Below are 26,066 nucleotides of genomic sequence, written 5' to 3' on the forward strand. Positions count from 1 at the left end.
TGTCTTAGCGTGCCGGCTGAGAAGTCACGGTGGACTGCTCAAAGTGATAGCGACCGGTTTTCAGGCTGCTTGGGCCAAGGCGTGCAAATTTGAACATCAGGAACAATTCTGCCACCAGGAACAGGGTATACAGGCCGCAAATCAGGAACATGGAGAACAGCAGATCGCCCACGGTCAGCGATGAGTTCGCCACAGCTGTCGGCAACACTTCGCCGATCGCCCACGGCTGACGACCATACTCGGCGACGAACCAACCTGCTTCAACCGCAATCCACGGCAGTGGAATACCGTACAGCGCCGCACGCAACAGCCATTTTTTCTCACCGATGCGGTTACGAATCACGCTCCAGAAGGAGAGTGCGATAATCGCCAGCAACAGGAAGCCGCACGCCACCATAATACGGAAAGCGAAGTACAGCGGCGCAACGCGAGGAATAGAATCTTTCGTCGCTTGCTGGATCTGCGCTTCGGTCGCGTCAGTCACATTAGGCGTATAGCGTTTCAGCAGCAGGCCGTAACCGAGATCTTTCTTCATGCTGTTAAACTGGTCGCGAACGGCCTGGTCGGTAGAACCGGCGCGCAGCTGCTCCAGCAGTTCATAGGCTTTCATCCCGTTACGGATACGCTCTTCATGCTGAACCATGAGATCTTTCAGACCAATAACCGGCGTGTCCACGGAACGCGTAGCGATAATGCCGAGCGCATAAGGGATCTGAATCGCCAGATGGTTTTCCTGTTTGTCCTGGTCAGGAATGCCGAACAGGGTAAAGGAGGCCGGAGCAGGTTGCGTTTCCCATTCTGCTTCAATCGCAGCGAGCTTGGTTTTCTGCACGTCGCCCATTTCGTAACCGGATTCGTCACCGAGTACGATAACGGACAGTACGGCAGCCATACCGAAGCTGGCGGCAATAGCAAAGGAGCGTTTAGCAAAGGCGAAGTCACGACCTTTCAGCATGTAGTAAGCGCTGATACCGAGGATGAACATCGCGCCGGTGACATAGCCGGACGCCACAGTGTGAACAAATTTCACCTGTGCTACCGGGTTCAGTACCAGTTCAGAGAAGCTCACCATTTCCATACGCATGGTTTCGAAATTGAAATCCGCAGCGATTGGGTTTTGCATCCAGCCGTTCGCTACCAGAATCCACAACGCGGAGAGGTTGGACCCCAGAGCCACCAGCCAGGTGACGCACATATGCTGAACTTTACTCAGACGATCCCAGCCGAAGAAGAACAGACCTACAAAGGTGGATTCGAGGAAGAAGGCCATCAAACCTTCGATGGCCAGCGGCGCACCGAAGATGTCCCCAACATAGTGGGAGTAGTACGACCAGTTTGTCCCGAACTGGAACTCCATGGTCAAACCGGTAGCCACACCCAGAGCAAAGTTGATACCAAACAACTTGCCCCAGAACTTGGTCATATCTTTATAAATCTGTTTGCCGGAAAGGACGTATACCGTTTCCATAATGGCCAGCAGGAACGCCATACCGAGCGTTAGCGGCACAAACAGGAAGTGGTACATCGCGGTCAAGGCAAACTGTAAGCGCGACAGTTCGACTATATCTAACATCATGACTCCTTGCTCATCGCATGAAGACTCCGAGAGTGAACCCCGTTAGAAAGGGTCACACGCATGCCCCAATACAAATTTATTTGCGGCCTTCCATCGTACTATCCCCTCGGGAAGGAAACAGTAATGATGAAAAGTTACAAACATGTTAATAAAAAACCCAAATTGATCCCGCAAATATATTACGCCGTAAAACCCTTACAATAAACAGGTTTTTAGTGGGTCAGATTTGCTTTTTTCGACAGCGATCAATTTATGGCTAATCTATCGCTTTTCAGGGAATTTGATCACGGACAATTTAACCAGTTTTGATGCTCTTTTCCAACATTTAAATATTGATTAAAATCAATTTTTAAAGTTAATGTTAATAATGTTTATTCATTGAATGCATGGTGAATTTTTTGTTAACTTTTTGTTTTTGCAAAGAGTAATTCCAAACCCCCTGTAAAAAGAGGCTTATTCGGTAAGGCTAAACATTTTGTGCGTTTTTTACTGCCCCGCATCCCGTAAAAAACATTCCACATTGATGTTCAATTATTGCTAAATAGCTCACAGATTTTTTCTGTAGGTTATCAACACTTATTATTTTATACATTTAGTCTATTTTTATTTTACTTATAATTAACACCGCAAAGAAACTATCTCATTGCACACGCGCCATCATCCCACCGGGATTACCCTGCCCCAACTTCCCTTTCCCGACGACTAACGGCCAGGATCATCTTGCCAGGTTATCGCCTTAATTATCGCTAATAAGCTTTCCAGATAGCCAGAAACAAACATTTTATTCGCTAATTTTTCTTTATTTCAATAACACCGTATTTGCCTCTCCATAATTATTATAGTGAAGATTCTGTTATCACCTTCACAGATTTACCCTCAATTTCTACGTCACTCATAGTAATAATTCTGTTTATTCGCAGCCATAAATACCCTTTAAACATGATTAATCACGAACGAATAGTGTCAATAAGTTCTTAATAATTTTTAAAGTTAACCTCTTTTAACCAGCAAAAGTTCATATGATTTATTAAACGATATCTTTAATACTTCATGGAAATAATGTCGGTACTCTTATGATTAAAATAGCTGTTTTATTCTGCCATTAAACAAGCAGTCTGTGTAAGCGCGATACATCTGAGGAGACATGTAGTTCGCGCTCAGGCAAACATGCGCGGCCACAGAGTCAAGCGTCAATTTACTATAGAGGTTAGCGTCAACATAGTGTAATGCTGCAATGCGTTTTTTTCATGGCGGAAAGCGCATAATCCGTCTCCAGTGAGGTCGGCAGGTATTTCACTAAGACAGCATCTGTATTTGCTGCAAAAGAGTTAACCAGCAAACTGAGTAAATTTACTGCCGCTGCCAGACGGTTATTATCAATTATTTTTAGACTCCACCATGTTTTTTTAATGAGGCATTATTTTCCTATAGTTCAATATTTACAAAGCCAATAATTTTATATCCCGGATGCTTCACCCGTACTTTGCCACAAACAATAAAGCCATAAAAAAGGCCACCGTAAAGGTGGCCAACCATGTCGAAAACGGACATTTATCTGTTCCCGCAGGAACAGCGAGTTTTATTTTATAATTGCTTTCAGCGCTTCGCCGATATCGGCCAGGCTGCGAACGGTTTTCACGCCCGCGGCTTCCAGCGCGGCGAATTTTTCATCCGCAGTGCCTTTACCACCGGCAATGATGGCGCCCGCGTGGCCCATACGCTTGCCTTTCGGCGCGGTAACACCCGCGATATAGCCAACAACCGGCTTGGTCACGTGGTCTTTAATATAAGCCGCCGCTTCTTCTTCTGCGCTACCGCCGATCTCGCCGATCATCACAATCGCTTCAGTCTGCGGATCTTCCTGGAACAATTTCAGAATGTCGATGAAGTTAGAGCCCGGAATCGGGTCGCCGCCGATACCCACGCAGGTGGACTGGCCGAAACCGTAGTCGGTGGTCTGCTTAACCGCTTCGTAGGTCAGCGTGCCGGAACGGGAAACGATACCCACTTTACCCGGCTTATGAATATGACCCGGCATGATGCCGATTTTGCATTCGCCCGGGGTGATCACACCTGGGCAGTTCGGGCCGATCATGCGTACGCCCGCTTCGTCCAGCTTCACTTTCACGGTCAGCATATCCAGAGTCGGAATACCTTCGGTGATGGTGATAATCAGTTTGATGCCTGCGTCGATCGCTTCCAGAATGGAGTCTTTGCAGAACGGCGCCGGGACGTAGATAACGGATGCGGTCGCACCGGTAGCTTCTACCGCTTCGCGCACGGTGTTGAACACCGGCAGACCCAGATGCGTGGTGCCGCCTTTGCCCGGCGTTACGCCGCCGACCATTTGCGTACCGTAAGCAATCGCCTGTTCGGAGTGGAAAGTCCCCTGGCTACCGGTGAAGCCCTGGCAGATAACCTTGGTATCTTTATTAATTAAAACGGACATTATTTCCCCTCCACTGCGGCAACAACCTGCTGAGCTGCATCCGTCAGACTTTTCGCTGCAATAATATTCAGGCCACTGTCAGCCAGTTTCTTCGCGCCGAGTTCGGCGTTGTTGCCTTCCAGGCGCACCACCACCGGAACGTTCACGCCCACTTCTTCCACCGCGCCGATGATACCGTCGGCAATCAGGTCACAACGGACGATACCGCCGAAGATGTTAACCAGAACCGCTTTCACGTTGTCATCCGAGAGGATAATTTTAAACGCTTCGGTGACGCGCTCTTTGGTTGCGCCGCCGCCTACGTCAAGGAAGTTAGCCGGTTCGCCGCCATGCAGCTTAACGATGTCCATGGTGCCCATCGCCAGACCCGCGCCGTTCACCATGCAACCGATGTTGCCGTCCAGCGCGACGTAGTTCAGTTCCCACTGTGCCGCCTGCGCTTCACGCGGGTCTTCCTGAGACTGGTCGCGCATTTCGCGCAGATCCGGCTGGCGGAACAGCGCGTTGCCGTCAGCGCCCAGCTTGCCGTCGAGGCAAATCAGATCGCCCTGCTTAGTAATCACCAGCGGGTTGATTTCGATCAGCGCCAGGTCGCGCTCAAGGAAAATGGTTGCCAGGCCCATAAAGATTTTGGTGAACTGCTGCACCAGTTTACCTTCCAGACCCAATTTGAACGCCAGTTCCCGTCCCTGATACGGCATCGGGCCGGTCAGCGGATCGAGTGCGACTTTATGGATCAGATGCGGGGTTTCCTCCGCGACTTTTTCGATCTCTACGCCGCCTTCGGTAGACGCCATAAAGACCACGCGACGAGAACTACGGTCAACTACCGCGCCGAGGTACAGTTCTTTGCCGATGTCGGTCGCCGCTTCAACCAGAATCTGGTTTACCGGTTGGCCATTAGCGTCTGTTTGATAGGTCACCAGACGTTTGCCCAGCCAGTTTTCCGCGAAGGCGCGAATCTCTTCTTTGCTTTTTACTACCTTCACACCGCCCGCTTTGCCGCGGCCGCCAGCGTGAACCTGACATTTCACTACCCACGGGCCGGCACCGATTTTAGACGCGGCTTCTTCGGCTTCACGCGGAGTAGTACAGGCATAACCCACCGGCGCCGGTAAGCCATAGCGGGCAAAAAGTTGTTTTGCCTGATATTCATGTAAGTTCATGTGTTCTGTCCATCCTTCAGGTAATCGTTATCTTTAGACCTGTAGGCCTGAAAGCTGCGCGCCATCAGGCATTACACCATCGCCGGATGGCGGCGTGAACGCCTTATCCGGCCTACAGGTAGCAGGTGATGCTCTTGCTGACTACACGTCCAACAGCAGACGGGTCGGATCTTCCAGCAACTCTTTGATGGTGACCAGGAAGCCCACGGATTCGCGACCATCGATCAGGCGATGATCGTAAGAGAGCGCCAGGTACATCATCGGCAGGATTTCCACCTTGCCATCCACCGCCATAGGCCTGTCTTTAATAGCATGCATTCCCAGAATCGCGCTCTGCGGCGGGTTGATGATCGGGGTAGACATCAGCGAACCGAATACGCCGCCGTTGGTAATGGTAAAGTTACCGCCGGTCAGGTCTTCTACGGTCAGCTTGCCGTCGCGGCCTTTGACAGCCAGTTCTTTAATTTTTTTCTCGATGTCAGCCATGCCCAGCGTATCCACGTCACGTAATACCGGCGTGACCAGGCCGCGCGGCGTAGACACCGCCATGCTCACATCAAAGTAGTTGTGATACACCACGTCATCGCCGTCGATAGAGGCGTTCACTTCCGGATAACGCTTCAGCGCTTCCACTACCGCTTTCACGTAGAAGGACATAAAGCCCAGGCGGATACCATGACGTTTTTCAAACACTTCGCCATACTGCTTACGCAAATCCATAATCGGCTTCATGTTGACTTCATTGAAGGTCGTCAGCATGGCGGTGGAATTTTTCGCTTCCAGCAGACGCTCGGCCACGCGCTTACGCAGGCGGGTCATTGGCACGCGTTTTTCGCCGCGCGCGCCCAGAGCGGGTTGTGCTGCAGGTTCAACAGCGGGTGCTTTAGACTCGCCTTTCGCCAGATGTTTTTCCACATCTTCACGGGTCAGACGCCCACCCACACCAGTGCCTTTAATGGCGCTGGCTTCCAGATTGTGTTCAGCCAGCAGGCGACGGATCGCCGGGCTGAGCGCATCGTTGTTTTGTTCTTCCAGCGAAGCCTGCTGGCGCTGTGCCGGCGTAGACGCTTTCTCTTCAGATTTCGCGCTGGTCTCTTTACCCGCGCTGTTGCCTTCACGCAGGCGACCCAGGATCTGGCGAGAGGTGACAGTGGTCCCCTCCTCTTCCAGAACCGCATCCAGAATGCCGTCCGCTGATGCCGGTACTTCCAGTACCACTTTGTCAGTTTCGATTTCTACCAGCACTTCGTCACGAACAACCGCATCACCCGGTTTTTTATGCCAGGTGGCGACGGTCGCGTCCGCTACGGACTCAGGCAGGTCGGGAACAAGAATATCTACGCTACTCATTATTTATCCTTTATTTAATCGACGTTCAGCGCGTCATTAACCAGATCTTGTTGCTGTTTCTGGTGAACGGACATATACCCTACCGCCGGAGAGGCGGAGGCCGGGCGACCTGCATAACGCAGAGCGGCCCCAAACGGAATCACTTCACGGAAATGATGCTGACTGCAGTACCATGCGCCCTGGTTGAGCGGCTCTTCCTGGCACCAGACAAAATCATGGACGTGAGCGTATGGTTGCAGCGCTTCCTGCACCGCTTTATGCGGGAACGGATAGAGCTGTTCGATGCGCACGATAGCGACATCTTTCTGGTCGTTTTTGCGACGTTGTTCCAGCAGGTCGTAATAAACCTTACCAGAACACATTACCACGCGTTTTACGGCTTTAGGGTCCAGCTCGTCAATTTCGCCAATGGCCGGCTGGAAGGAACCGTTCGCCAGTTCATCAAGCGTGGAAACCGCCAGCGGGTGACGCAGCAGCGATTTCGGCGACATCACCACCAGCGGACGACGCATCCCGCGCAGCGCCTGACGGCGCAGCATATGGTAGACCTGCGCCGGGGTGGACGGCACGCAAACCTGCATATTCTGCTCGGCGCAAAGTTGCAGATAACGTTCCAGACGCGCGGAAGAGTGCTCCGGCCCCTGCCCTTCATAGCCGTGCGGCAACAGCATCACCAGACCGCACATCCGGCCCCATTTCTGCTCGCCGGAGGAGATGAACTGGTCAATCACTACCTGCGCGCCGTTGGCAAAATCGCCAAACTGCGCTTCCCAGATAGTCAGGGTACGTGGTTCCGCCGTGGCATAACCGTATTCAAAAGCCAGTACCGCTTCTTCAGACAGCACGGAGTCCCAGACTTTAAACTGTCCCTGACCGCTGTGAATATGCTGCAACGGCGTATACGTTGAGCCGTTCGTCTGGTTGTGGATCACCGCATGACGATGGAAGAAGGTGCCGCGACCGGAGTCTTCCCCGGACAGGCGCACCGGAATGCCTTCATCGACCAGCGTGGCGTAAGCCAGATTTTCCGCGCCGCCCCAGTCAAACAATTTCTCGCCTGCCGCCATTGCCTGACGGTCGCCATAAATTTTCGCCACGCGAGACTGCATTTCAATGGCTTCCGGCACGGTGCTGATACGTTTTGCCAGCTCCTGCAGACGCTTCATCTCAACTTTGTTCGGGTAGCTTTCGTCCCATTCGTGGTTGAGATATGGCGACCAGGTGAAGGAGTGCATGTTCATCGGACGCCACTCTTTCACTACGCACTCGCCAGCATCCAGCGCATCGCGATAGAGGTTGACCATTTCGGTGGCATCTTCCAGCGTTGCGACCTTATCAGCTTCCAGTTTGTCGGCGTAGATTTTACGCGGCGTCGGATGCTTTTTGATTTTCTGGTACATCAGCGGCTGGGTTGCGCTTGGCTCGTCGGCTTCGTTGTGGCCGTGACGGCGGTAGCACACCAGATCGATAAAGACATCGCGTTTAAAGGTATTACGGAAGTCCAGCGCCAGACGGGTCACAAAAGCGACGGCTTCCGGATCGTCCGCGTTGACGTGGAAAATCGGCGCCTGGACCATTTTACCGATATCGGTGCAGTAAGGCGTTGAACGCGCATCCAGTGGGTTAGAGGTGGTGAAGCCCACCTGGTTGTTGATAACGATACGTACCGTACCGCCCACTTCGTAACCGCGCGCTTTCGACATGTTCAGGGTTTCCTGAACCACGCCCTGGCCGGTCACCGCGGCGTCGCCGTGAATAGTGATCGGCAACACTTTGTTGCTGCTCGGTTCGTCCAGTCTGTCCAGACGGGCGCGCACGGAGCCCATCACCACCGGGCTCACAATTTCCAGATGCGATGGGTTAAACGCCAGCGCCAGGTGAACCAGACCGCCTTCGGTTTCGATATCTGACGAGAAGCCCATGTGATACTTCACGTCGCCGGTACCCAGATGTTCTTTATGCTTACCGGCAAATTCGTCGAACAGATCCTGCGGTTTTTTACCCAGTACGTTGATCAGCACGTTCAGGCGACCGCGGTGCGCCATCCCCAGCACCACTTCGCGAGTGCCGCTGTTACCCGCATGGCGAACCATCTCTTTCAGCATGGGTATCAGCGCATCTCCCCCCTCGAGCGAGAAACGTTTCGCACCCGGGAATTTGGCGCCCAGATAACGTTCCAGCCCTTCAGCGGCGGTCAGTTCGTTCAGGAAGCGTTTTTTCTCGTCAGCGCTAAAGGCCGCACGACCGGATTCGATGCGCTGTTGGATCCAGCGTTTCTCTTCGGTGCTGGTGATGTGCATATACTCAGCGCCAATCGGGCCGCAGTAGGTCTGTTTGAGCGCGTCGAGCAGCTCGCCCAGCTTCATCGTCTCTTTGCCGCTGGCAAAGGAGCCGACATTGAAGGTTTCCTGGAAATCGGCCTCGGTCAAATCATGGAAAGAAGGGTCCAGATCCGCCACGCGTTCTTGTTTCCAAAGACCCAGCGGATCGAGGTTTGCATGCTGATGGCCACGGAAACGATAAGCGTTAATAAGCTGCAGGACTTTAACCTGCTTCACATTGGTGTCAGGGTCGGAAATCGTAGAAGAGTGACGTGAGCCAGCCAACGCCTGCCGCCGGAAATATTCACGTGTTTTTGAATGGAGTTGATCCGGTTTGACTCCGGTACCAGGTAACTGCTGGAACGTCAAACGCCAGTTAGCGTCTACCGAGTCAGGATCGGTTAAGAAGTCTTCATAGAGCTGTTCTATCCAGCTCTGATTCGAACCAGAGAGGTAAGAAGAGTCCAACCAGGCTTTCAAAGCGCTGTTCTGCATCGTGATCCCTTAAGCATCTTTTCTGCTTATTTAATACTCTAAATAGGTCACGTTTCAGGAAGGCGGCAAGCTTGCGAATCCCTGGGAGCTTACATCCAGTAAGTGACCGGGGTGAGCAAGTGCAGCCAACGCACATGCAACGTGAACTATGACGAGTATTTCGCCGTGGATACTAACCACGCATACGCTGTATGCGTGCCGGGGTTCACTTGTTGCGGACTGTCGTGTCATCTGCGTCCGCTAAGGAACCTTTAAAAACTGTCTAATAATCTTCGCTGTTCAGGCTACGACTGCGTTGCGGCCTTCGCTCACTCCGGTCACATAGTTAACTATGCTCCCGAAGATTCGTTCAGACCGCGCCTTGTCTCGCTCTGAACATCTCGATTATTACTAATCATATGGCAGTTTTTAGAGGTTTCCTGCACTTCTATTGCCCGATGGCGCCTGGCTTATCAGGCCTACAGAATACGTAACCTGTAGGCCGGATAAGACGGTACGTCGCCATCCGGCAACCACTACAACTACTTATGCGCTACGCTGCAACAGCATCGACTTAATATGGCCGATAGCGCGCGTCGGGTTCAGTCCCTTAGGGCATACACTGACGCAGTTCATAATGCTGTGACAGCGGAATACGCTGAATGCATCGCTCATCCCTTCCAGACGACTGTCGGTCTCGGTATCACGGCTATCGATCAGGAATCGATACGCCGCGAGCAGCCCCGCCGGACCGATAAACTTATCCGGGTTCCACCAGAATGACGGGCAGGATGTTGAGCAACAGGCGCAAAGAATACATTCATACAGCCCATCGAGTTTTTCACGCTGCTCCGGCATCTGCAGATGCTCACGAGCCGGTGGATTTTGCCCATTATTCAATAAGTAAGGCTTAATCTTCTCATATTGTGCGTAGAATTGCCCCATGTCTACCACCAAATCGCGGATCACCGGCAAACCGGGCAGCGGGCGAATCACAATCTTCTTACCCGGCTGAGTCAGCGCCGAAATAGGGGTAATACAGGCCAGACCATTCTTACCGTTCATATTCAAACCATCAGAACCACACACGCCTTCGCGGCAGGAACGGCGGAAAGAAAGGCTGGGATCTTTTTCTTTAAGCTGGATTAACGCATCCAGCAGCATCATGTCGCGCCCTTCTTCGCCTTCCAGGGTGTAATCCTGCATACGCGGAGCGTTATCGACATCCGGGTTATAACGATAAATCGAAAATTCGAGTTTCATCATCCTGTCTCCGCAATTAATAAGTACGAATCTTCGGCGGGAACGCCGGACGCAGTTTCGGCTCCATATTGACGCTTCGGCGCGTCATGGATTCCGTTTGCGGCTGATACAGGGTATGACACAACCAGTTGGCATCATCACGCTCCGGGAAATCGAAGCGGCTATGCGCGCCGCGGCTTTCCGTTCGGAAGTTGGCTGATACGGCAGTGGCGTAGGCGGTTTCCATCAGGTTATCCAGCTCCAGACACTCAACACGCTGGGTATTAAACTCGCTGGACGTGTCATCCAGACGGGCGTTTTTCAGACGCTCGCGGATCACTTTCAACTGCTCAAGCCCTTTCGCCATCGCGTCGCCTTCACGGAATACGGAGAAGTTATGCTGCATACACTCCTGCAACGCTTTGCGGATAGCCACCGGATCTTCGCCATTGCGGTTATTGTTCCAGCGATTCAGGCGCTCCAGAGAACCTTCAACGTCAGACTCGCTGGCGTCGCGCAGCACGCCCTGCTCGGCGATGGATTCCTGTAAATGCAGCCCCGCCGCGCGGCCAAAGACCACCAGATCCAGCAGTGAGTTACCGCCCAGACGGTTGGCGCCGTGAACCGATACACAGGCGATTTCGCCTACCGCAAACAGCCCCGGAATCACCACATCTTCGCCCTGCTCGTTCACGGTCAGCGCCTGACCGGTCACTTTAGTCGGAATACCGCCCATCATGTAGTGGCAGGTCGGGATAACCGGAATCGGCTCTTTCACCGGGTCAACGTGGGCGAAAGTACGGGACAGCTCCAGGATACCCGGCAGGCGAGATTCCAGCACCTCTTTACCCAGGTGATCCAGTTTCAGTTTAGCGTGCGGCCCCCACGGACCATCACAGCCGCGACCTTCACGGATTTCGATCATGATGGAACGCGCCACCACGTCACGACCCGCCAGGTCTTTGGCGTTCGGCGCATAACGCTCCATAAAGCGCTCGCCGTGTTTGTTCAGCAGGTAACCGCCTTCGCCGCGGCAGCCTTCTGTCACCAGCACGCCCGCCCCGGCGATGCCGGTCGGGTGGAACTGCCACATTTCCATGTCCTGCACCGGGACACCGGCACGCAGCGCCATACCGACACCGTCACCGGTGTTGATGTGAGCGTTGGTGGTGGACTGGTAGATACGGCCTGCGCCGCCGGTCGCCAGCACCGTCGCGCGGGCTTTGAAGTACACCACTTCACCGGTTTCGATGCACAGTGCGGTACACCCCACCACCGCGCCATCCTGGTTTTTCACCAGATCCAGCGCATACCATTCGGAGAAAATCGTGGTGTGGTTTTTCAAATTCTGTTGATACAGCGTGTGTAGCAAGGCGTGACCGGTACGGTCAGCCGCCGCCGCGGTACGTGCCGCCTGCTCGCCGCCAAAGTTTTTCGACTGGCCGCCGAACGGGCGCTGATAGATACGTCCATCATCAAGACGGGAGAACGGTAGCCCCATGTGCTCCAGTTCCAGAATCGCTTCCGGTCCGGTCTTACACATATATTCGATGGCATCCTGGTCACCAATGTAGTCCGACCCCTTAACGGTGTCGTACATGTGCCATTCCCAGTTATCTTCATGGGTATTGCCGAGCGCCACGGTGATACCGCCCTGCGCGGAAACGGTATGGGAACGGGTCGGGAAGACTTTCGAGAGCAGCGCACAGGTTTGGCCGCTCTGGGAAATTTGCAGCGCCGCGCGCATACCTGCGCCACCGGCACCAATCACAACAGCATCAAATTCTCTGACTGGCAGTTTCATTACACACCCCACACCACAACAAATCCATAGATGACGTAAACCACCAGCGCAACAACAATAACGAGTTGCAGTATCAGACGCACTGCCAGTGGTTTAACGTAGTCGGTTAACACCTGCCACATGCCGATCCAGGCATGAATCAAGATGGAAAAAAGCGCCAGCAGGGTGAAGACTTTGGTGAAGGCCGATGAGAAGAAACCGGTCCAGGCTTCAAAGGTCAGTTCGCCGCTCGTGGCGAAAAAACCCACCATGTAGATGATGTATAACGTCAGAACGATAGCGGTAGCACGGACCAGGATGAAGTCATGTACGCCATTGCGTCCTAATGCGGAGGCGTTGCTTACCATACGAGGACTCCTGCGAGAAGTGAAAGCACGACAGTGATAACAAAAGAGATTTTGGCAGAGCGTTGACCCGCTTCGAATGTTTCTTCCAGATAGCCAAAATCCATTAACATGTGACGAATTCCCACGATGACGTGATACGCCAGCGCGGTAAGGATGCCCCACATGATAAATTTAACGATGAAGCCGTCCATGATATCGGCGGCCTGCTGGAATCCTTCCGGAGAAGAGAGGCTGGTGCCCAGTAGCCACAGTAGTATGCCGACGGCGATGAAAGTAATCACACCGGATACGCGATGGAGAATGGACGCTATCGCTGTGATGGGGAACCGAATCGTTTGTAGATCCAGATTGACAGGTCTTTGTTTTTTCACATTTCTTATCATGAATAACGCCCACATGCTGTTCTTATTATTCCCTTAAGACTTCGGTTACAGAGGTGAATCTACCTGTAGCCAGAAAGACGACGGGATTTCCTTCCTCCGGTCTGCGTGCGGGTCAGACAGCGTCCTTTCTATAACTGCGCGTCATGTAAAACACTGCTTCCAGTAGCTAAAACGACACGTTACAACGCTGGGTGGCTCGGGATTGCAGGGTATTCCGGAGACCTGGCGGCAGTATAGGACGTTCACAAAATCATTACAATTAACCTACATATAGTTTGTCGGGTTTTATCCTGAACAGTGACACAGGTCACGATAACAACATTTTTTTAATTTTCAATCATCTGATTTGACAAACATTAAACAAAATTGTTACAAACAACACCAGAAAAAGCATATAATGCGTAAAAGTTATGGGGTCACTCTTTCACCTGTTAATAAGTTATGCAACAGTACAATGATATTGACCCATTCTTTCAGGACAGTTATTAGTGATAGACAGGTTACATTACTCGGATTGCTACGTTCCTGATTTGCTGCTAATTCGAAATTAATCAAGCCGTTACCTGCAAGCGCCCATTGCTCTGTACCCAGGTCATCCCCTCTTTCACAGAGCGGCGAGCCAAATAACAAACTGGTAACGGTTGATTGATGCATACACAGAATCTTCCCTGCACTAACGACAAGGAAGATGACGTGGAGAAGGCAAGTCTGAGTTCCGGCAGTCTTAAGCAATAAGGCGCTAAGGAGACCGTAAATGGCTGATACAAAGGCAAAAATCACCCTTACTGGTGATACTGCTATTGAACTGGATGTGCTAAAAGGTACACTCGGTCAAGATGTTATTGATATTCGTAGTCTCGGTTCAAAAGGAATTTTTACTTTTGACCCTGGTTTCACCTCTACCGCATCCTGCGAATCTAAAATCACCTTCATCGACGGCGACGAAGGCATTTTGTTGCATCGCGGTTTCCCGATTGACCAGCTTGCTACCGATTCCAACTATCTGGAAGTCTGTTACATCCTGCTGTACGGCGAAAAACCGACGCAGGAAGAGTATGACGAGTTCAGAACGACAGTCACCCGCCATACGATGATCCATGAGCAAATCACTCGCCTGTTCCATGCTTTCCGTCGCGACTCACATCCGATGGCGGTAATGTGCGGGATCACTGGCGCGCTGGCGGCGTTCTACCACGACTCGCTGGATGTGAACAATCCGCGCCACCGTGAAATCGCGGCGTTCCGCCTGCTGTCCAAAATGCCGACCATGGCGGCGATGTGTTACAAATATTCCATCGGTCAGCCGTTTGTTTATCCGCGCAACGACCTTTCCTACGCCGGTAACTTCCTGAACATGATGTTCTCCACGCCGTGTGAAACCTATGAAGTGAATCCGGTACTGGAGCGCGCGATGGATCGTATTCTGATCCTGCACGCTGACCATGAGCAGAACGCCTCTACGTCAACGGTACGTACCGCAGGTTCAAGCGGCGCCAACCCGTTCGCCTGCATTGCCGCCGGGATCGCCTCCCTGTGGGGACCCGCGCACGGCGGCGCCAACGAAGCCGCGCTGAAAATGCTGGAAGAAATCAGCTCTGTTAAACACATTCCAGAATTTGTTCGTCGTGCGAAAGACAAGAATGATTCTTTCCGCCTGATGGGCTTCGGTCACCGTGTTTACAAAAACTACGATCCGCGCGCCACCGTGATGCGTGAAACCTGCCACGAAGTGCTGAAAGAGCTGGGCACCAAAGACGATCTGCTGGAAGTGGCGATGGAGCTTGAGCACATTGCGCTGAACGACCCGTACTTCATCGAGAAGAAACTGTACCCGAACGTAGACTTCTACTCCGGCATCATTCTGAAAGCGATGGGCATTCCATCTTCGATGTTCACCGTGATCTTCGCCATGGCGCGTACCGTTGGCTGGATTGCACACTGGAATGAAATGCACACTGACGGCATGAAAATCGCCCGTCCTCGTCAGCTGTATACCGGCTACGATAAACGCGATTTTAAATCGGCGCTGAAGCGTTAATTGACAACCGGATGGCGAGGCAACCCTCGCCATCCGGTACATTTTCCCTTTTTTCTTATCCTCATTATTTTATTCTTACCCCGTTACTCTCTATGATTAATTAAGGTTTCGCTAAATATCATTCAGGGAGCATGGAATGCCGATTCTGCAGTGGTTTTTGTTGTTCCTGTTATCGCTGCTCATTTCCCTTATTTTTCTCTGGCTGCACCTTCCGGCGGCAATGCTGCTCGGTCCAATGATTGCGGGTATCGTGTTGAGTTTGCGAGGTAGTACGCTACAACTTCCGCGCGGTATTTTTCTCGCCGCGCAGGCAATTCTCGGCTGTATGATCGCCCAAAATCTAACCGGTTCGATATTGACCACCCTCGCCCTCTACTGGCCGGTCGTGCTTTTAGTGTTGCTGGTGACGCTGCTTTCCAGCGCGGTAGTCGGCTGGCTGCTGGTACGTTACAGCTCGCTGCCCGGCAACACCGGCGCATGGGGGTCTTCGCCGGGCGGCGCGGCGGCAATGGTAGCGATGGCGCAAGATTACGGGGCGGATATCCGCCTGGTGGCGTTTATGCAGTATCTACGGGTACTGTTTGTGGCTGGCGCGGCGGTGCTGGTGACACGCCTGATACTCGGCGACAGCGCGGCAGCGGTCAGCCAACAGGTGATCTGGTTTCCGCCGCTTAGCGGTAATGTATTGACGACGCTGTTATTAGCGATCGTGGCGGGCATTGCCGGTCGCCTGATGCGTATCCCTTCCGGCACGATGCTGCTCCCCATGTTGGCAGGCGCGCTTCTCCATTCGCAAGGCATCATTGAGATTGAATTACCCGAATGGCTGCTGGCCGTGGCGTATATGGCGATAGGCTGGCGTATTGGGCTGGGTTTTGACAGACAGGTGTTTTTTATGGCGCTGCGGCCATTGCCGCAAATCTTATTGTCAATTTTCGCGCTGATGGCGATTTGCGCCGCGATGGCGTGGGGAATGGCTTACTACATGCAGATTGATTTTATGACGGCTTATCTCGCCACCAGTCCCGGTGGTCTGGATACGGTTGCCGCGATCGCGGCAGGAAGCAGTGCCGATATGGCGCTCATCATGGCAATGCAAACCCTACGGCTGTTCAGCATTCTGTTAACTGGGCCAGCAGTGGCCCGTTTTATATCAACCTATGCGCCCAAACAACCTTTGTAGGGCTGATAAGCGTCGCGCCATCAGGCAATAGCCGCTCGCCGATGGCGGTTCCGGCTATTTCTGGCAATGCGGGCACCAGTAAAACGGGCGTGAGGACAGTGTTGTCTTTTCAATAATGCCGCCGCACCGCTCGCACACTTCGCCGTCACGGTGGAAAACCTTAAAGCGAAACAGTGCGCCATGATGCTTGTTCTCATCCGCCTGACCGCGAGTCGTGTAGGACAGGCGCGGAATATCCAACAGCGCGTGAGAAAGCGCATTCAGTTGCGCCTCGTTGAGATCTTTCGCTTTATGCTGTCCGGTTAACCCTACCTGCCAGAGGATTTCAACGCGCAGATAATTCCCCAATCCCGCCAGAAAGGCCTGATCCAGCAACAGTCCGGAAAATTGTCGGTTGCGAAAACGCGGCGACAGCAATCGAGCTTTAACCTCTTCCGGAGTGAGACGCGCGTCCAGCACATCCGGACCGACTCGCTGTAAAAAGGGGTGCGTCGTGAGCTGCTCTGCTGTCAGCATTTCGATATCAGACGCGCTATAAAGCAGAATAGTTTTATCCGCCGTTTGTAGCCTGACGCGCAATATACGCGTGGTCTGCGGTATTTCACCAGTATCGATCACCCGCCATACGCCATAGAGTTGGTTGTGGCTGTAGAGCGTCAGGCCATTTGAAAAGTGGGTCAATAACGCTTTTCCCCGCGTCTCTATCCGGGTAACAAGTTGACCGGTAAGCTGCGATTCATACGGTTTTAACTGTGCAAAGGCAAACCAGACATCGGTTAAGGGTTTGCCTTTGATTGCCGCCTCCAGATTATCCGCCGCACGACGAATTTCCGGGCCTTCAGGCATAATAATATCCTTTGTTAACAGTTGATTAATGGACTACACCGCCTCTGACTATCGGGAATGCACATCGAACGCCATAATGAATATCCACAGCCGTAATATAATAGCTTCAATCGTCGGGCTCTCAGGCAATAACGTGTATATTACGCGCATTGAACGCGGCGCGTAACCTGCGAGCGAATGCAAGCGCATACTCGCCGTCGCCATGAATGCACACCGTTTGCGCCGTGACAGTCGTCCACACGCCAGTAACGCTTTTCACTCTCCCGGCTTGTACCATATCCAGCGTTTGCGCCAGCGCCTGCTCTTCGTCGTGAATCAGCGCGCCAGGTTGCATGCGCGGCACCAGGCTACCGTCGGCCTGATAGCCGCGATCGGCAAACACCTCCTGCCGCGTCACCAGGCGATGGCGCTCACCGGCCCGGATCAGCTCACTTCCCGCCAGTCCAACCAGTATCAGTGACGGATCATAGTCGTGTACCGCTTTCGCAATCGCCTGTGCCAGATGAGGATCTTTCGCCGCCTGGTTATAGAGCATACCGTGCGGTTTGACATGGCGCATCACGCCGCCTTGCGCCTGGACAATCGCCCCCAGCGCGCCGATTTGGTACAGCGTCTGGGCGTATACCGTTTCCGGCGGCAAAACCATCGCCGTCCGCCCAAAATTATCCCGATCCGGAAAGCTGGGATGCGCGCCGATCGCCACGCCGTTTTTCAGCGCCTCGCGCACACAGGTCAGCATGGTTTGCGCATCACCGGCGTGAAAACCACAGGCGATATTGGCGGAGGAGACCAGCGTTAATAATTCGCTGTCGCTGGCGCAACCTTCGCCCACATCCGCATTTAAATCAATGTTCATGCTGAAGCCGCCAGGTAAGCTGTTCCAGATAGCGCTGACGCTCATGGCGCGCGTTGAGCGCCTCTTCCAGCGAACATTGCACAAAATGGATCGGTTGTCCTAGCGGGATCTGCGCCAGATGGTACATATCTGCCTCGATGATGCAGGCAATGCGCGGATAGCCGCCAGTTGTCTGGGCATCATTCATTAGCACAATAGGTTGGCCGTTGTAAGGCACCTGCACGACACCGGGCAGCAAACCGTGCGACAGCAGTTCGCGATCCGTTGTCCGCGTTAACGATTGTCCCTGCAAACGATAGCCCATGCGATTACTTTGCGGACTGAGCTGCCATGGCGAACGCCAGAACGCTTCTTGCGAGGCGCGATCGAATTCACGGTATTCCGGCCCCGGCAGCGCACGGATGCGATTCCCCCACAGTAACTGCTTCACGCCCTGCGGCCCGCTAAACTGTCGCGATGGTTTACCTGTCGCCAACCGATCGCCATCTTTTAGCAGCCGTCCTTCCAGCCCACCGATACCGGACTTCAGATCGGTACTACACGATCCCATCACCTCCGGCACAGCAATACCGCCAGCCACCGCCAGATAGCTACGCATCCCGTGAAGCGGTCGATGCAGCGTAAGACGTTGACCCGCTTTTACCGGCAATCGCCAGCCTGTCCAGACCGGTTGATCATCCAACTGCGCTTCGCAGCCTGCGCCGGTAAGAGCGAACCAGGTCTCATTTTCAAATTCGACAACCAGTTGACCGAGAGTGATTTCCAGCGCCGGGGCATTCGCATCGTTCCCGACCAGGAGATTAGCGGTCTGAAAGGCGGGTTTATCCAGCGCACCGCAGTGACTCAGCCCCGACTGACGAAAGCCGTGACGCCCGCTATCCTGCACGGAGGTATAAATCCCCGCGCGAATAATATTCAGCATATTCCCTCCTTTTGCGGCACAAAGCGTACGCTATCGCCAGGGCGTAGCAGAACCGGAGGCTCCCGCATCGGATCGAATAACTTCAACGGCGTGAGGCCGATCAGCTGCCAGCCGCCCGGCGTGGATAATGGATAAATCCCCGTCTGCGCGCCGCCGATGCCGACAGAACCGGCCGGAACCTGCAGGCGCGGCTCCGCACGTCTGGGCATATGGAGCGGTTCTGGTAAATTCCCAAGATAGGGAAAGCCAGGCTGAAAGCCTAAAAACCAGACGACATACTCAACGGAGGCATGTAGCTCCACGACCTGCTTTTCACTCAAACCGCTGTGCCGTGCCACCGCCGCCAGATCCGGCCCGCCTGCGCCGCCATAGATCACCGGGATCTCAACCGAACGCGAGTCCGGCTCCAGCGCCTCGCTCTCTTCCCACCAGCGCTGCAGACGCTCAATCGCATCCAGCGCCAGGGTTTGCGGTTCCCGCAAGATCACGGTGATATTGTTCATCCCGGGAATGGCTTCCACCACGTTCGGCATATCGACCAGACGCTGCGTCAGACGCCAGATGCGTTTCTGGCTCGCCAGCGTAATCGGCGGTTCAAGTTCCAGGACGACCGCCGTTTCGCCTAACAGATAACAACGCGCTCGCTGCACTTTATTACCTCTCAGTTATGCCGGGTTAGGGATATCAATAAACGTCACATCCAACGCCGTGTTTTCGTTCAACCATTCGCTCAGGGCGCGAATACCGCCGCGTTCAGTGGCATGGTGCCCGGCGGCATAAAAATGCAGCCCCTGTTCGCGCGCGGAATGAATGGTCTGTTCAGACACCTCGCCGGTAATAAAAGCATCCACGCCGAAGCGGGCGGCGCTATCAATAAAACTTTGCCCACCGCCGGTACACCAGGCGACACGCTGCACATTCTCTGGCCCGGTATCGCCGCACCATAGCGGTTTACGCCCCAGACGCGCTTCAATCCATGAGGCCAGTTCCAGCCCCGGCACCGGCATTGAGAGTTCTCCCCACGGCACCAGCGGCTCAATTTCTCCTTTCACGGTAATGCCCAATAGCGCCGCCAACTGCGCATTGTTGCCCAGCTCAGGGTGCGCATCCAGCGGCAGATGCCAACCGTAAAGGTTAATATCATTTGCCAGTAACGTTTTTAAGCGACGGCGTTTCATGCCGTGAATAACCGGAGACTCGCCTTTCCAGAAGTAACCATGATGAACAATAACCGCATCGGCCTGCAAACGCACCGCCTCATCGAGCAGCGCCTGACTTGCGGTCACGCCGGTAACGATTTTCTGTACCGTCTCTTTTCCTTCGACCTGTAAACCATTCGGCGCATAATCGCTTATTGCCGCACTGTTCAGCTTGTCGTTAATCAGTTGTTCCAGCTCGGTGTTTTTCATCATCGCTCCCTTTAACCCACGTTCTACTTTCCCGTTACGGGTTCAGTCTCCGTTAACATAGCCTTCCGTTAGCCGTTCGTCGATAAACATTTGTTTGACACATCAAGAAACAATCACCTCCGGGTTTGGCGCAAATTACTTAGCAAAACACGATCGGTTTCATGTATATTTATGCAATCAGAACGCATATTGCAGAAAAAATCAGTTCTGTATCATGTTGGTAACTTTAAGGAAACACGGCGATACGGCAGGCTTAATAAGCCCACAAAGAAAGGCATTATCTGAGAATGCCGCGTTCTTGCCGCAGCGTCTCTATCCCGGAAATACGATGAATAAACAAGCATCTCAACCCCGCGCTATTTACTACGTTGTCGCCCTGCAAATTTGGGAGTACTTCAGCTTTTATGGTATGCGCGCCCTACTGATTCTTTATCTCACCAATCAGCTAAAATACGACGATAACCACGCCTATGAGTTATTCAGCGCTTATTGTTCGCTGGTCTACGTAACGCCGATTCTTGGCGGCTATCTGGCGGATAAGGTGCTTGGCAACCGAATGGCAGTCATGCTGGGCGCATTTTTAATGGCTATAGGTCATTTAGTGCTGGGCGCCAGTGAGATCGCGCCGACATTCCTTTATCTGTCGCTGGCGATCATTGTCTGCGGCTACGGCCTGTTTAAATCGAATATTAGCTGCCTGCTGGGCGAACTGTACCAGCCGGAAGATCCGCGCCGCGACGGCGGGTTCTCGCTGCTTTACGCAGCGGGTAATATTGGTTCGATCGTGGCGCCTATCGCCTGCGGCTATGTGCAAGAGGAGTACAGTTGGGCGATGGGCTTTGCGCTCGCTGCCATTGGTATGCTTGCGGGGTTAGTGATCTTCCTGTGTGGAAATCGTCATTTCACCCACACCACCGGCGTTAATAAAGCCGTGTTGTGCGCCAGAAACTACCTGCTGCCGAACTGGGGCTGGCTGTTAATTTTGCTGGTAGCGGCGCCGTTGCTGATTACCGTTCTGTTCTGGAAAGAATGGTCAGTCTATGCCTTAATTGTGGCGACCGCGATCGGCCTGGTCGTGCTGGCAAAAATTTATCGTCAGGCGCAAACGGCCAAACAGCGCAAAGAACTGGGGCTGATTGTCACCCTGACCCTGTTCAGTATGCTGTTCTGGGCGTTTGCCCAGCAGGGCGGCAGTTCTATCAGCCTGTATATCGACCGCTTTGTGAACCGCGATATTCTGGGCTATTCCGTTCCTACCGCCATGTTCCAGTCGGTGAACGCCTTTGCCGTGATGCTGTGTGGGGTCGTCCTGGCCTGGCTGGTTAAAGAGAGCGTAAGCGGTAATCGCACCGTGCGTATCTGGGGCAAATTCGCGCTGGGTCTCGGTCTGATGAGCGCCGGATTCTGTATTCTGACCCTGAGCGCACGCTGGTCCGCCGCTTACGGACACTCTTCAATGCCGCTAATGGTGCTGGGACTGGCGGTGATGGGCTTTGCCGAGCTATTTATCGACCCGGTCGCCATGTCGCAAATTACGCGCATTGATATCCCCGGCGTCACCGGCGTATTAACCGGAATTTATATGCTGCTGTCCGGCGCGATAGCTAACTATCTGGCAGGCGTCATCGCTGACCAGACCTCGCAAAGCGCCTTCGACGCCAGCGGCGCGGTTAATTACGCCATCAACGCCTATGTGGATGTTTTTGAACAGATCACCTGGGGCGCGTTAGCCTGCGTAGGGGTTGTCCTGCTGATTTGGCTGTATCAGTCCTTCAAATTCAAAAGCCGCGCGCTGGCCGTCGAATCCTGATAGCAGAATGCCCGGTAGTTTGCGCTACCGGGCCTGTATCACGCCCCTTTTCTCGCCGCCTCATAGGCGGAAAGCGTTGCGATTCTCGCCTGTTTGTGCTCCACAATAGGCCGAGGATAATCAAGCACGACTCCCGCTTTTTCCGCCCACCGCCACGGCTCGTGAATCGCTTTTCCAGGGATATCGCGTAATGCCGGTAGCCACTGGCGGATAAATTCGCCGTCGCGATCGAACCTCTCTCCCTGAGTCGTGGGATTAAAAATACGAAAATAAGGCGCGGCGTCAGTACCGGTTGAGGCGGCCCACTGCCAGCCGCCATTATTGGCGGCAAGATCGCCGTCAATAAGCTGCGACATGAAATAGCGCTCCCCCAACCGCCAGTCAATCAACAGATCTTTTACCAGAAAGCTGGCGGTAATCATGCGTAAACGGTTATGCATCCAGCCCGTCGCGTTAAGCTGGCGCATCGCCGCATCGACAATGGGATAACCGGTTTCGCCTTTCTGCCATGCCTGAAAATAGTGCGGGTTTTCCTGCCACGCGACGCGTTTTGTCCAGCGGATAAACGGCTGGTGTTTGCATAATGCCGGATACCAGGTCATTAAATGACGGTAAAATTCCCGCCAGATGAGCTCATTCAACCAGACGCTTCCCGGCCCGCCGTCCAGCGCCTGCGGCTGCTCCGCCAGTAATCGGTGCAGGCACTGTCGCGGCGACAGGCCGCCCGTCGCCAGGCTGGCGGAAAGCCGACTGGTGCCGTCAACCGCAGGGAAATCGCGCCGTAACGCATACTCGTCTGCGCCCTGCGCGCAAAACTGACGTAGCTGCGCGATGACCGCGTTTTCTTCCACCGGGAAAAGCGCGGCGTCAAACGCCTGTTGCGGGTAGTTAAGCGAGACTGGCGTTAAGGGTGTAGAAAGCGCGCCGCTCACCCGGATCTTCGGGGCCGGAACGCACGGCGGGATATCTTCTTTTAGCCGTTTCAACCAGGCATTTTTAAACGGCGTAAAAACTTTATACATTTCATGATTGCCGGTCATCACCGCGCCGGGTGCCAGAATCACGCTATCGTCAAAGCCTTCGCAGATGACAGAGGGCAGCGTTTTTTCCACCGCCGCATCACGCTGACGCTCGTTAAACTCATACTGATAGTTATAAAACAGATGGCTGACGTCATGCTGCCGGCAAACGTTTTTAACCGTCTCAATACTGGCGTTAAAATCCGCCACTTCATGAAACAGCAACGGAATGCCTTTCTCTGCAAGGGCCGTCTGTAGCGCATTGAGCTGCGCGCTGATGAATGCCGCCTGCCGCGGCGCCATATCATGGGCCTGCCACTGCGCGGGGGTGGAAATATAAAGCGCCAGCACCCGCGCGGATGCATCGCGGCAGGCGGCGGCCAGCGCAAGGTTATCCTGTAAACGCAGATCGCGCCTGAACCAGACTAAATGGGTGGGCATACAACTCCTGAAAGATAAAACGTCACGGCGAATAGCGTTAAACAGTGTAGACCCTGGCGCATAAAAAAACCGCCAGCGTGGCGGCTGACGGTTTTTTCAGGCTGGTCGCGATTAATAAAAGTCGCAGGTGGCTTTTTCAGCCTGCGCCATCCATACCGGTTTATCACTGGTTTTCGACCAGACACGGTGCAGATAACTATAAAAACGCGCGCGGTCTTTCCAGAAGAGCATCACCGGCAACGCCAGCACGCCTGCGGTCACCGCGAAAGCACGACGGGCAAAAATGACATGCGCCGGATAGTCTTTATAGTGTTCCATACGTTTCCCCCCTTTATACCGACGCTATCCGCCCCGGTATAGATTGAATCGGTGAATAGCACCGAAAAATTGAACCTCGTTACCTGATTAAAATAGTACCGTTTTCGGTGTAATTTTACTACTCATCCGACCACTTATTTTCACGCTTTTCCAGCAGATTTACATTCAAAGCGTAAATTAGTTACGAAAAGATTAAATTAATACTAATCATTAGTTAAATAATGGTCTTTGCCATTTTTATACTTTTTTTACACTCCGCCCGCCAATTTTTGCGAAATCTTTGCAGCCAAAAAATTACCTTTCTCAGGAGTAAAACAATGCCACTGGAGGTGCTCTGTGAGTGCAGGCGTGATAACCGGCATCGTGCTGGTTTTCTTACTTTTAGGTTATCTGGTCTATGCCCTGATTAATGCGGAGGCGTTCTGATGGCCGCGCAAGGATTTTTACTGATCGCCAGTTTTTTACTGATTTTATTGGTACTGGCGAAACCGTTGGGTTCGGGCCTGGCAAGGCTCATCGCCGCCGTTCCGTTGCCGGGCGTGGCTGGCGTTGAGCGTATCCTCTGGCGGACTCTTGGCATTACCGACCACGAAATGAACTGGCGTCAGTATTTACTGGCGCTACTGACGCTCAATCTGCTGGGACTGGGCATCCTGTTTTGCCTGCTATTCTGGCAGGAGTGGCTGCCCTTAAATCCGCAGCGGCTACCGGGGCTGTCCTGGGATCTGGCGCTGAATACCGCCGTCAGCTTTGTCACCAATACCAACTGGCAAGCCTACAGCGGCGAAAGCACGCTGAGCTACTTTAGCCAGATGGCCGGGCTGACGGTGCAAAATTTCCTGTCGGCGGCGACCGGGATTGCGGTGGTTTTTGCGCTTATCCGCGCCTTTACGCGCCAGAATGTGCACACGCTGGGTAATGCCTGGCAGGATCTGGTACGCATTACGCTATGGATATTATTTCCTGTCGCGTTAATTATCGCGCTGTTTTTTATCCAACAAGGCGTACTGCAAAACCTGTCGGCTTATCAGCCCATCACCACCCTTGAAGGCGCTAAACAACTTTTGCCGATGGGTCCGGTTGCTTCGCAGGAGGCGATCAAAATGCTTGGCACCAACGGCGGCGGTTTCTTTAACGCCAACTCTTCGCATCCGTTCGAAAACCCCACCGCGCTCACTAATCTGGCGCAGATGCTGGCGATATTTTTGATTCCAGCCGCGCTCTGTTTCGCCTTTGGCGAAGCGGCGGGCGATCGCCGTCAGGGACGCGCGCTACTGTGGGCAATGTCATTCATTTTTGTAGTCTGCATAGCGGTAGTGATGTGGGCGGAAGTTCAGGGAAATCCACATCTGTTGGCGGCAGGCGCGGACAGTAGCGTCAACATGGAGGGTAAAGAAACACGCTTTGGCGTGCTGGCCAGCAGCCTGTTTGCCGTCGTCACGACCGCGGCGTCCTGCGGGGCGGTAAATGCCATGCACGACTCGTTTACCGCTCTGGGCGGTATGGTGCCGATGTGGCTGATGCAAATTGGCGAAGTGGTCTTTGGCGGCGTCGGTTCAGGGCTGTACGGCATGTTGCTGTTTGTCCTGCTGGCGGTGTTTATCGCGGGGCTGATGATCGGTCGCACGCCGGAGTATCTGGGGAAAAAAATCGACGTGCGCGAAATGAAAATGACCGCACTGGCGATTCTGGTCACGCCGATGCTGGTCTTGTTGGGTTCAGCGCTGGCGATGATGACGGATGCCGGACGCAGCGCAATGCTGAACCCTGGCCCGCACGGTTTTAGCGAAGTGCTATATGCCGTCTCCTCTGCCGCCAACAATAACGGTAGCGCCTTTGCGGGTCTGAGCGCTAACTCGCCTTTCTGGAACTGTTTGCTGGCGTTCTGCATGTTCGTCGGCCGTTTCGGCGTGATTATTCCTGTCATGGCCATCGCCGGATCGCTGGTCAGTAAAAAAGTACAGCCGGCCAGTCAGGGAACGCTGGCGACCCACGGCGCGCTATTTATTGGACTGCTCATCGGCACGGTACTGCTGGTCGGCGCGCTGACGTTTATTCCTGCCCTGGCGCTTGGCCCGGTAGCGGAACATTTCTCTTTACCTTGAGCGATGT

At 53.5% G+C, this 26,066-nt stretch carries 22 protein-coding genes; 5 read left to right on the forward strand and 17 right to left on the reverse strand.

Features of this window, described 5'->3' with window-relative positions; genetic code table 11:
- Nucleotides 1-4: 4 nt before the first annotated feature.
- From cydA to HV477_RS05290, 10 genes are all read right to left on the reverse strand, one after another.
- Nucleotides 5-1,573, reverse strand: a complete 1,569-nt coding sequence (gene cydA / locus HV477_RS05245) for a cytochrome ubiquinol oxidase subunit I (protein ID WP_000884369.1) — start codon at nucleotides 1,571-1,573, stop codon at nucleotides 5-7.
- A gap of 1,582 nt (nucleotides 1,574-3,155) precedes the next feature.
- Nucleotides 3,156-4,025: a succinate--CoA ligase subunit alpha gene (gene sucD, locus HV477_RS05250; RefSeq protein WP_000114631.1), complete on the reverse strand. Its 870-nt coding sequence runs from the start codon at nucleotides 4,023-4,025 to the stop codon at nucleotides 3,156-3,158.
- Nucleotides 4,025-5,191: an ADP-forming succinate--CoA ligase subunit beta gene (sucC, locus tag HV477_RS05255; protein ID WP_001048590.1), complete on the reverse strand. Its 1,167-nt coding sequence runs from the start codon at nucleotides 5,189-5,191 to the stop codon at nucleotides 4,025-4,027. Before sucC ends, sucD begins: the two co-directional genes overlap by 1 nt.
- A gap of 141 nt (nucleotides 5,192-5,332) precedes the next feature.
- The gene (gene odhB / locus HV477_RS05260; RefSeq protein WP_000099858.1) at nucleotides 5,333-6,541 is read right to left on the reverse strand and encodes a 2-oxoglutarate dehydrogenase complex dihydrolipoyllysine-residue succinyltransferase; all 1,209 of its coding nucleotides are present in this window, start codon (nucleotides 6,539-6,541) and stop codon (nucleotides 5,333-5,335) included.
- 14 nt (nucleotides 6,542-6,555) lie between these two features.
- Nucleotides 6,556-9,357, reverse strand: coding sequence for a 2-oxoglutarate dehydrogenase E1 component (sucA, locus tag HV477_RS05265; protein ID WP_001181504.1), 2,802 nt, complete (start codon nucleotides 9,355-9,357; stop codon nucleotides 6,556-6,558).
- Nucleotides 9,358-9,882: 525 nt separating this feature from the next.
- Nucleotides 9,883-10,599: a succinate dehydrogenase iron-sulfur subunit SdhB gene (gene sdhB / locus HV477_RS05270; protein ID WP_001537859.1), complete on the reverse strand. Its 717-nt coding sequence runs from the start codon at nucleotides 10,597-10,599 to the stop codon at nucleotides 9,883-9,885.
- A 16-nt stretch (nucleotides 10,600-10,615) separates the two neighbouring features.
- Nucleotides 10,616-12,382, reverse strand: a complete 1,767-nt coding sequence (gene sdhA, locus HV477_RS05275; protein WP_000775561.1) for a succinate dehydrogenase flavoprotein subunit — start codon at nucleotides 12,380-12,382, stop codon at nucleotides 10,616-10,618.
- On the reverse strand, nucleotides 12,382-12,729 hold the full coding sequence (gene sdhD / locus HV477_RS05280) for a succinate dehydrogenase membrane anchor subunit (protein ID WP_000254356.1): 348 nt from the start codon (nucleotides 12,727-12,729) through the stop codon (nucleotides 12,382-12,384). The genes sdhA and sdhD overlap by 1 nt, the downstream gene beginning before the upstream one ends.
- Nucleotides 12,723-13,127: a succinate dehydrogenase cytochrome b556 subunit gene (sdhC, locus tag HV477_RS05285; protein WP_000263340.1), complete on the reverse strand. Its 405-nt coding sequence runs from the start codon at nucleotides 13,125-13,127 to the stop codon at nucleotides 12,723-12,725. Before sdhC ends, sdhD begins: the two co-directional genes overlap by 7 nt.
- A 393-nt stretch (nucleotides 13,128-13,520) precedes the next feature.
- A complete protein-coding gene (locus HV477_RS05290; protein WP_001539488.1) occupies nucleotides 13,521-13,766 on the reverse strand; it encodes a hypothetical protein in 246 nt (81 codons plus the stop codon).
- Between the two features lie 100 nt (nucleotides 13,767-13,866).
- Between HV477_RS05290 and HV477_RS05295 the strand changes: the two genes are divergently transcribed.
- Both HV477_RS05295 and HV477_RS05300 read left to right on the forward strand, forming a co-directional pair.
- Nucleotides 13,867-15,150 (forward strand): citrate synthase, encoded by a 1,284-nt coding sequence (locus HV477_RS05295; RefSeq protein WP_000785808.1) that lies wholly within the window; start codon nucleotides 13,867-13,869, stop codon nucleotides 15,148-15,150.
- A gap of 136 nt (nucleotides 15,151-15,286) precedes the next feature.
- Nucleotides 15,287-16,333: an AbrB family transcriptional regulator gene (locus tag HV477_RS05300; protein WP_023237461.1), complete on the forward strand. Its 1,047-nt coding sequence runs from the start codon at nucleotides 15,287-15,289 to the stop codon at nucleotides 16,331-16,333.
- A 54-nt stretch (nucleotides 16,334-16,387) separates the two neighbouring features.
- On the opposite strand, the gene nei is transcribed toward HV477_RS05300, so the two are convergent.
- The 5 genes from nei to ybgI form a co-directional block, all read right to left on the reverse strand.
- A complete protein-coding gene (gene nei, locus HV477_RS05305; protein ID WP_001113968.1) occupies nucleotides 16,388-17,179 on the reverse strand; it encodes an endonuclease VIII in 792 nt (263 codons plus the stop codon).
- Nucleotides 17,180-17,300: 121 nt separating this feature from the next.
- Nucleotides 17,301-18,035 carry a 5-oxoprolinase subunit PxpA gene (pxpA, locus tag HV477_RS05310; RefSeq protein ID WP_001017922.1) on the reverse strand — a complete coding sequence of 245 codons (735 nt, stop codon included), beginning with the start codon at nucleotides 18,033-18,035 and terminating at the stop codon, nucleotides 17,301-17,303.
- On the reverse strand, nucleotides 18,025-18,957 hold the full coding sequence (pxpC, locus tag HV477_RS05315; RefSeq protein WP_000932043.1) for a 5-oxoprolinase subunit PxpC: 933 nt from the start codon (nucleotides 18,955-18,957) through the stop codon (nucleotides 18,025-18,027). Before pxpC ends, pxpA begins: the two co-directional genes overlap by 11 nt.
- The gene (pxpB, locus tag HV477_RS05320) at nucleotides 18,951-19,607 is read right to left on the reverse strand and encodes a 5-oxoprolinase subunit PxpB (RefSeq protein WP_001188371.1); all 657 of its coding nucleotides are present in this window, start codon (nucleotides 19,605-19,607) and stop codon (nucleotides 18,951-18,953) included. The genes pxpC and pxpB overlap by 7 nt, the downstream gene beginning before the upstream one ends.
- Before the next feature lie 15 nt (nucleotides 19,608-19,622).
- Nucleotides 19,623-20,366 (reverse strand): radiation resistance protein YbgI, encoded by a 744-nt coding sequence (ybgI, locus tag HV477_RS05325; RefSeq protein ID WP_079899338.1) that lies wholly within the window; start codon nucleotides 20,364-20,366, stop codon nucleotides 19,623-19,625.
- A gap of 328 nt (nucleotides 20,367-20,694) precedes the next feature.
- Here ybgI and HV477_RS05330 point away from each other — a divergent pair, with 328 nt between their 5' ends.
- Nucleotides 20,695-22,176 (forward strand): MFS transporter, encoded by a 1,482-nt coding sequence (locus HV477_RS05330; RefSeq protein ID WP_001041123.1) that lies wholly within the window; start codon nucleotides 20,695-20,697, stop codon nucleotides 22,174-22,176.
- Between the two features lie 38 nt (nucleotides 22,177-22,214).
- On the opposite strand, the gene phrB is transcribed toward HV477_RS05330, so the two are convergent.
- Nucleotides 22,215-23,636 carry a deoxyribodipyrimidine photo-lyase gene (phrB, locus tag HV477_RS05335; RefSeq protein ID WP_001142016.1) on the reverse strand — a complete coding sequence of 474 codons (1,422 nt, stop codon included), beginning with the start codon at nucleotides 23,634-23,636 and terminating at the stop codon, nucleotides 22,215-22,217.
- A 111-nt stretch (nucleotides 23,637-23,747) separates the two neighbouring features.
- Nucleotides 23,748-23,954 (reverse strand): YbfA family protein, encoded by a 207-nt coding sequence (locus tag HV477_RS05340; RefSeq protein WP_000401435.1) that lies wholly within the window; start codon nucleotides 23,952-23,954, stop codon nucleotides 23,748-23,750.
- A 336-nt stretch (nucleotides 23,955-24,290) separates the two neighbouring features.
- Between HV477_RS05340 and kdpF the strand changes: the two genes are divergently transcribed.
- Both kdpF and kdpA read left to right on the forward strand, forming a co-directional pair.
- The gene (gene kdpF / locus HV477_RS05345) at nucleotides 24,291-24,380 is read left to right on the forward strand and encodes a K(+)-transporting ATPase subunit F (protein WP_001670793.1); all 90 of its coding nucleotides are present in this window, start codon (nucleotides 24,291-24,293) and stop codon (nucleotides 24,378-24,380) included.
- Nucleotides 24,380-26,059, forward strand: coding sequence for a potassium-transporting ATPase subunit KdpA (kdpA, locus tag HV477_RS05350; protein WP_079899337.1), 1,680 nt, complete (start codon nucleotides 24,380-24,382; stop codon nucleotides 26,057-26,059). The genes kdpF and kdpA overlap by 1 nt, the downstream gene beginning before the upstream one ends.
- Nucleotides 26,060-26,066: the final 7 nt, after the last annotated feature.

The sequence above is a fragment of the Salmonella sp. SG203 genome, from assembly GCF_013350575.1.
Taxonomy (GTDB): Bacteria; Pseudomonadota; Gammaproteobacteria; order Enterobacterales; family Enterobacteriaceae; genus Salmonella; species Salmonella enterica.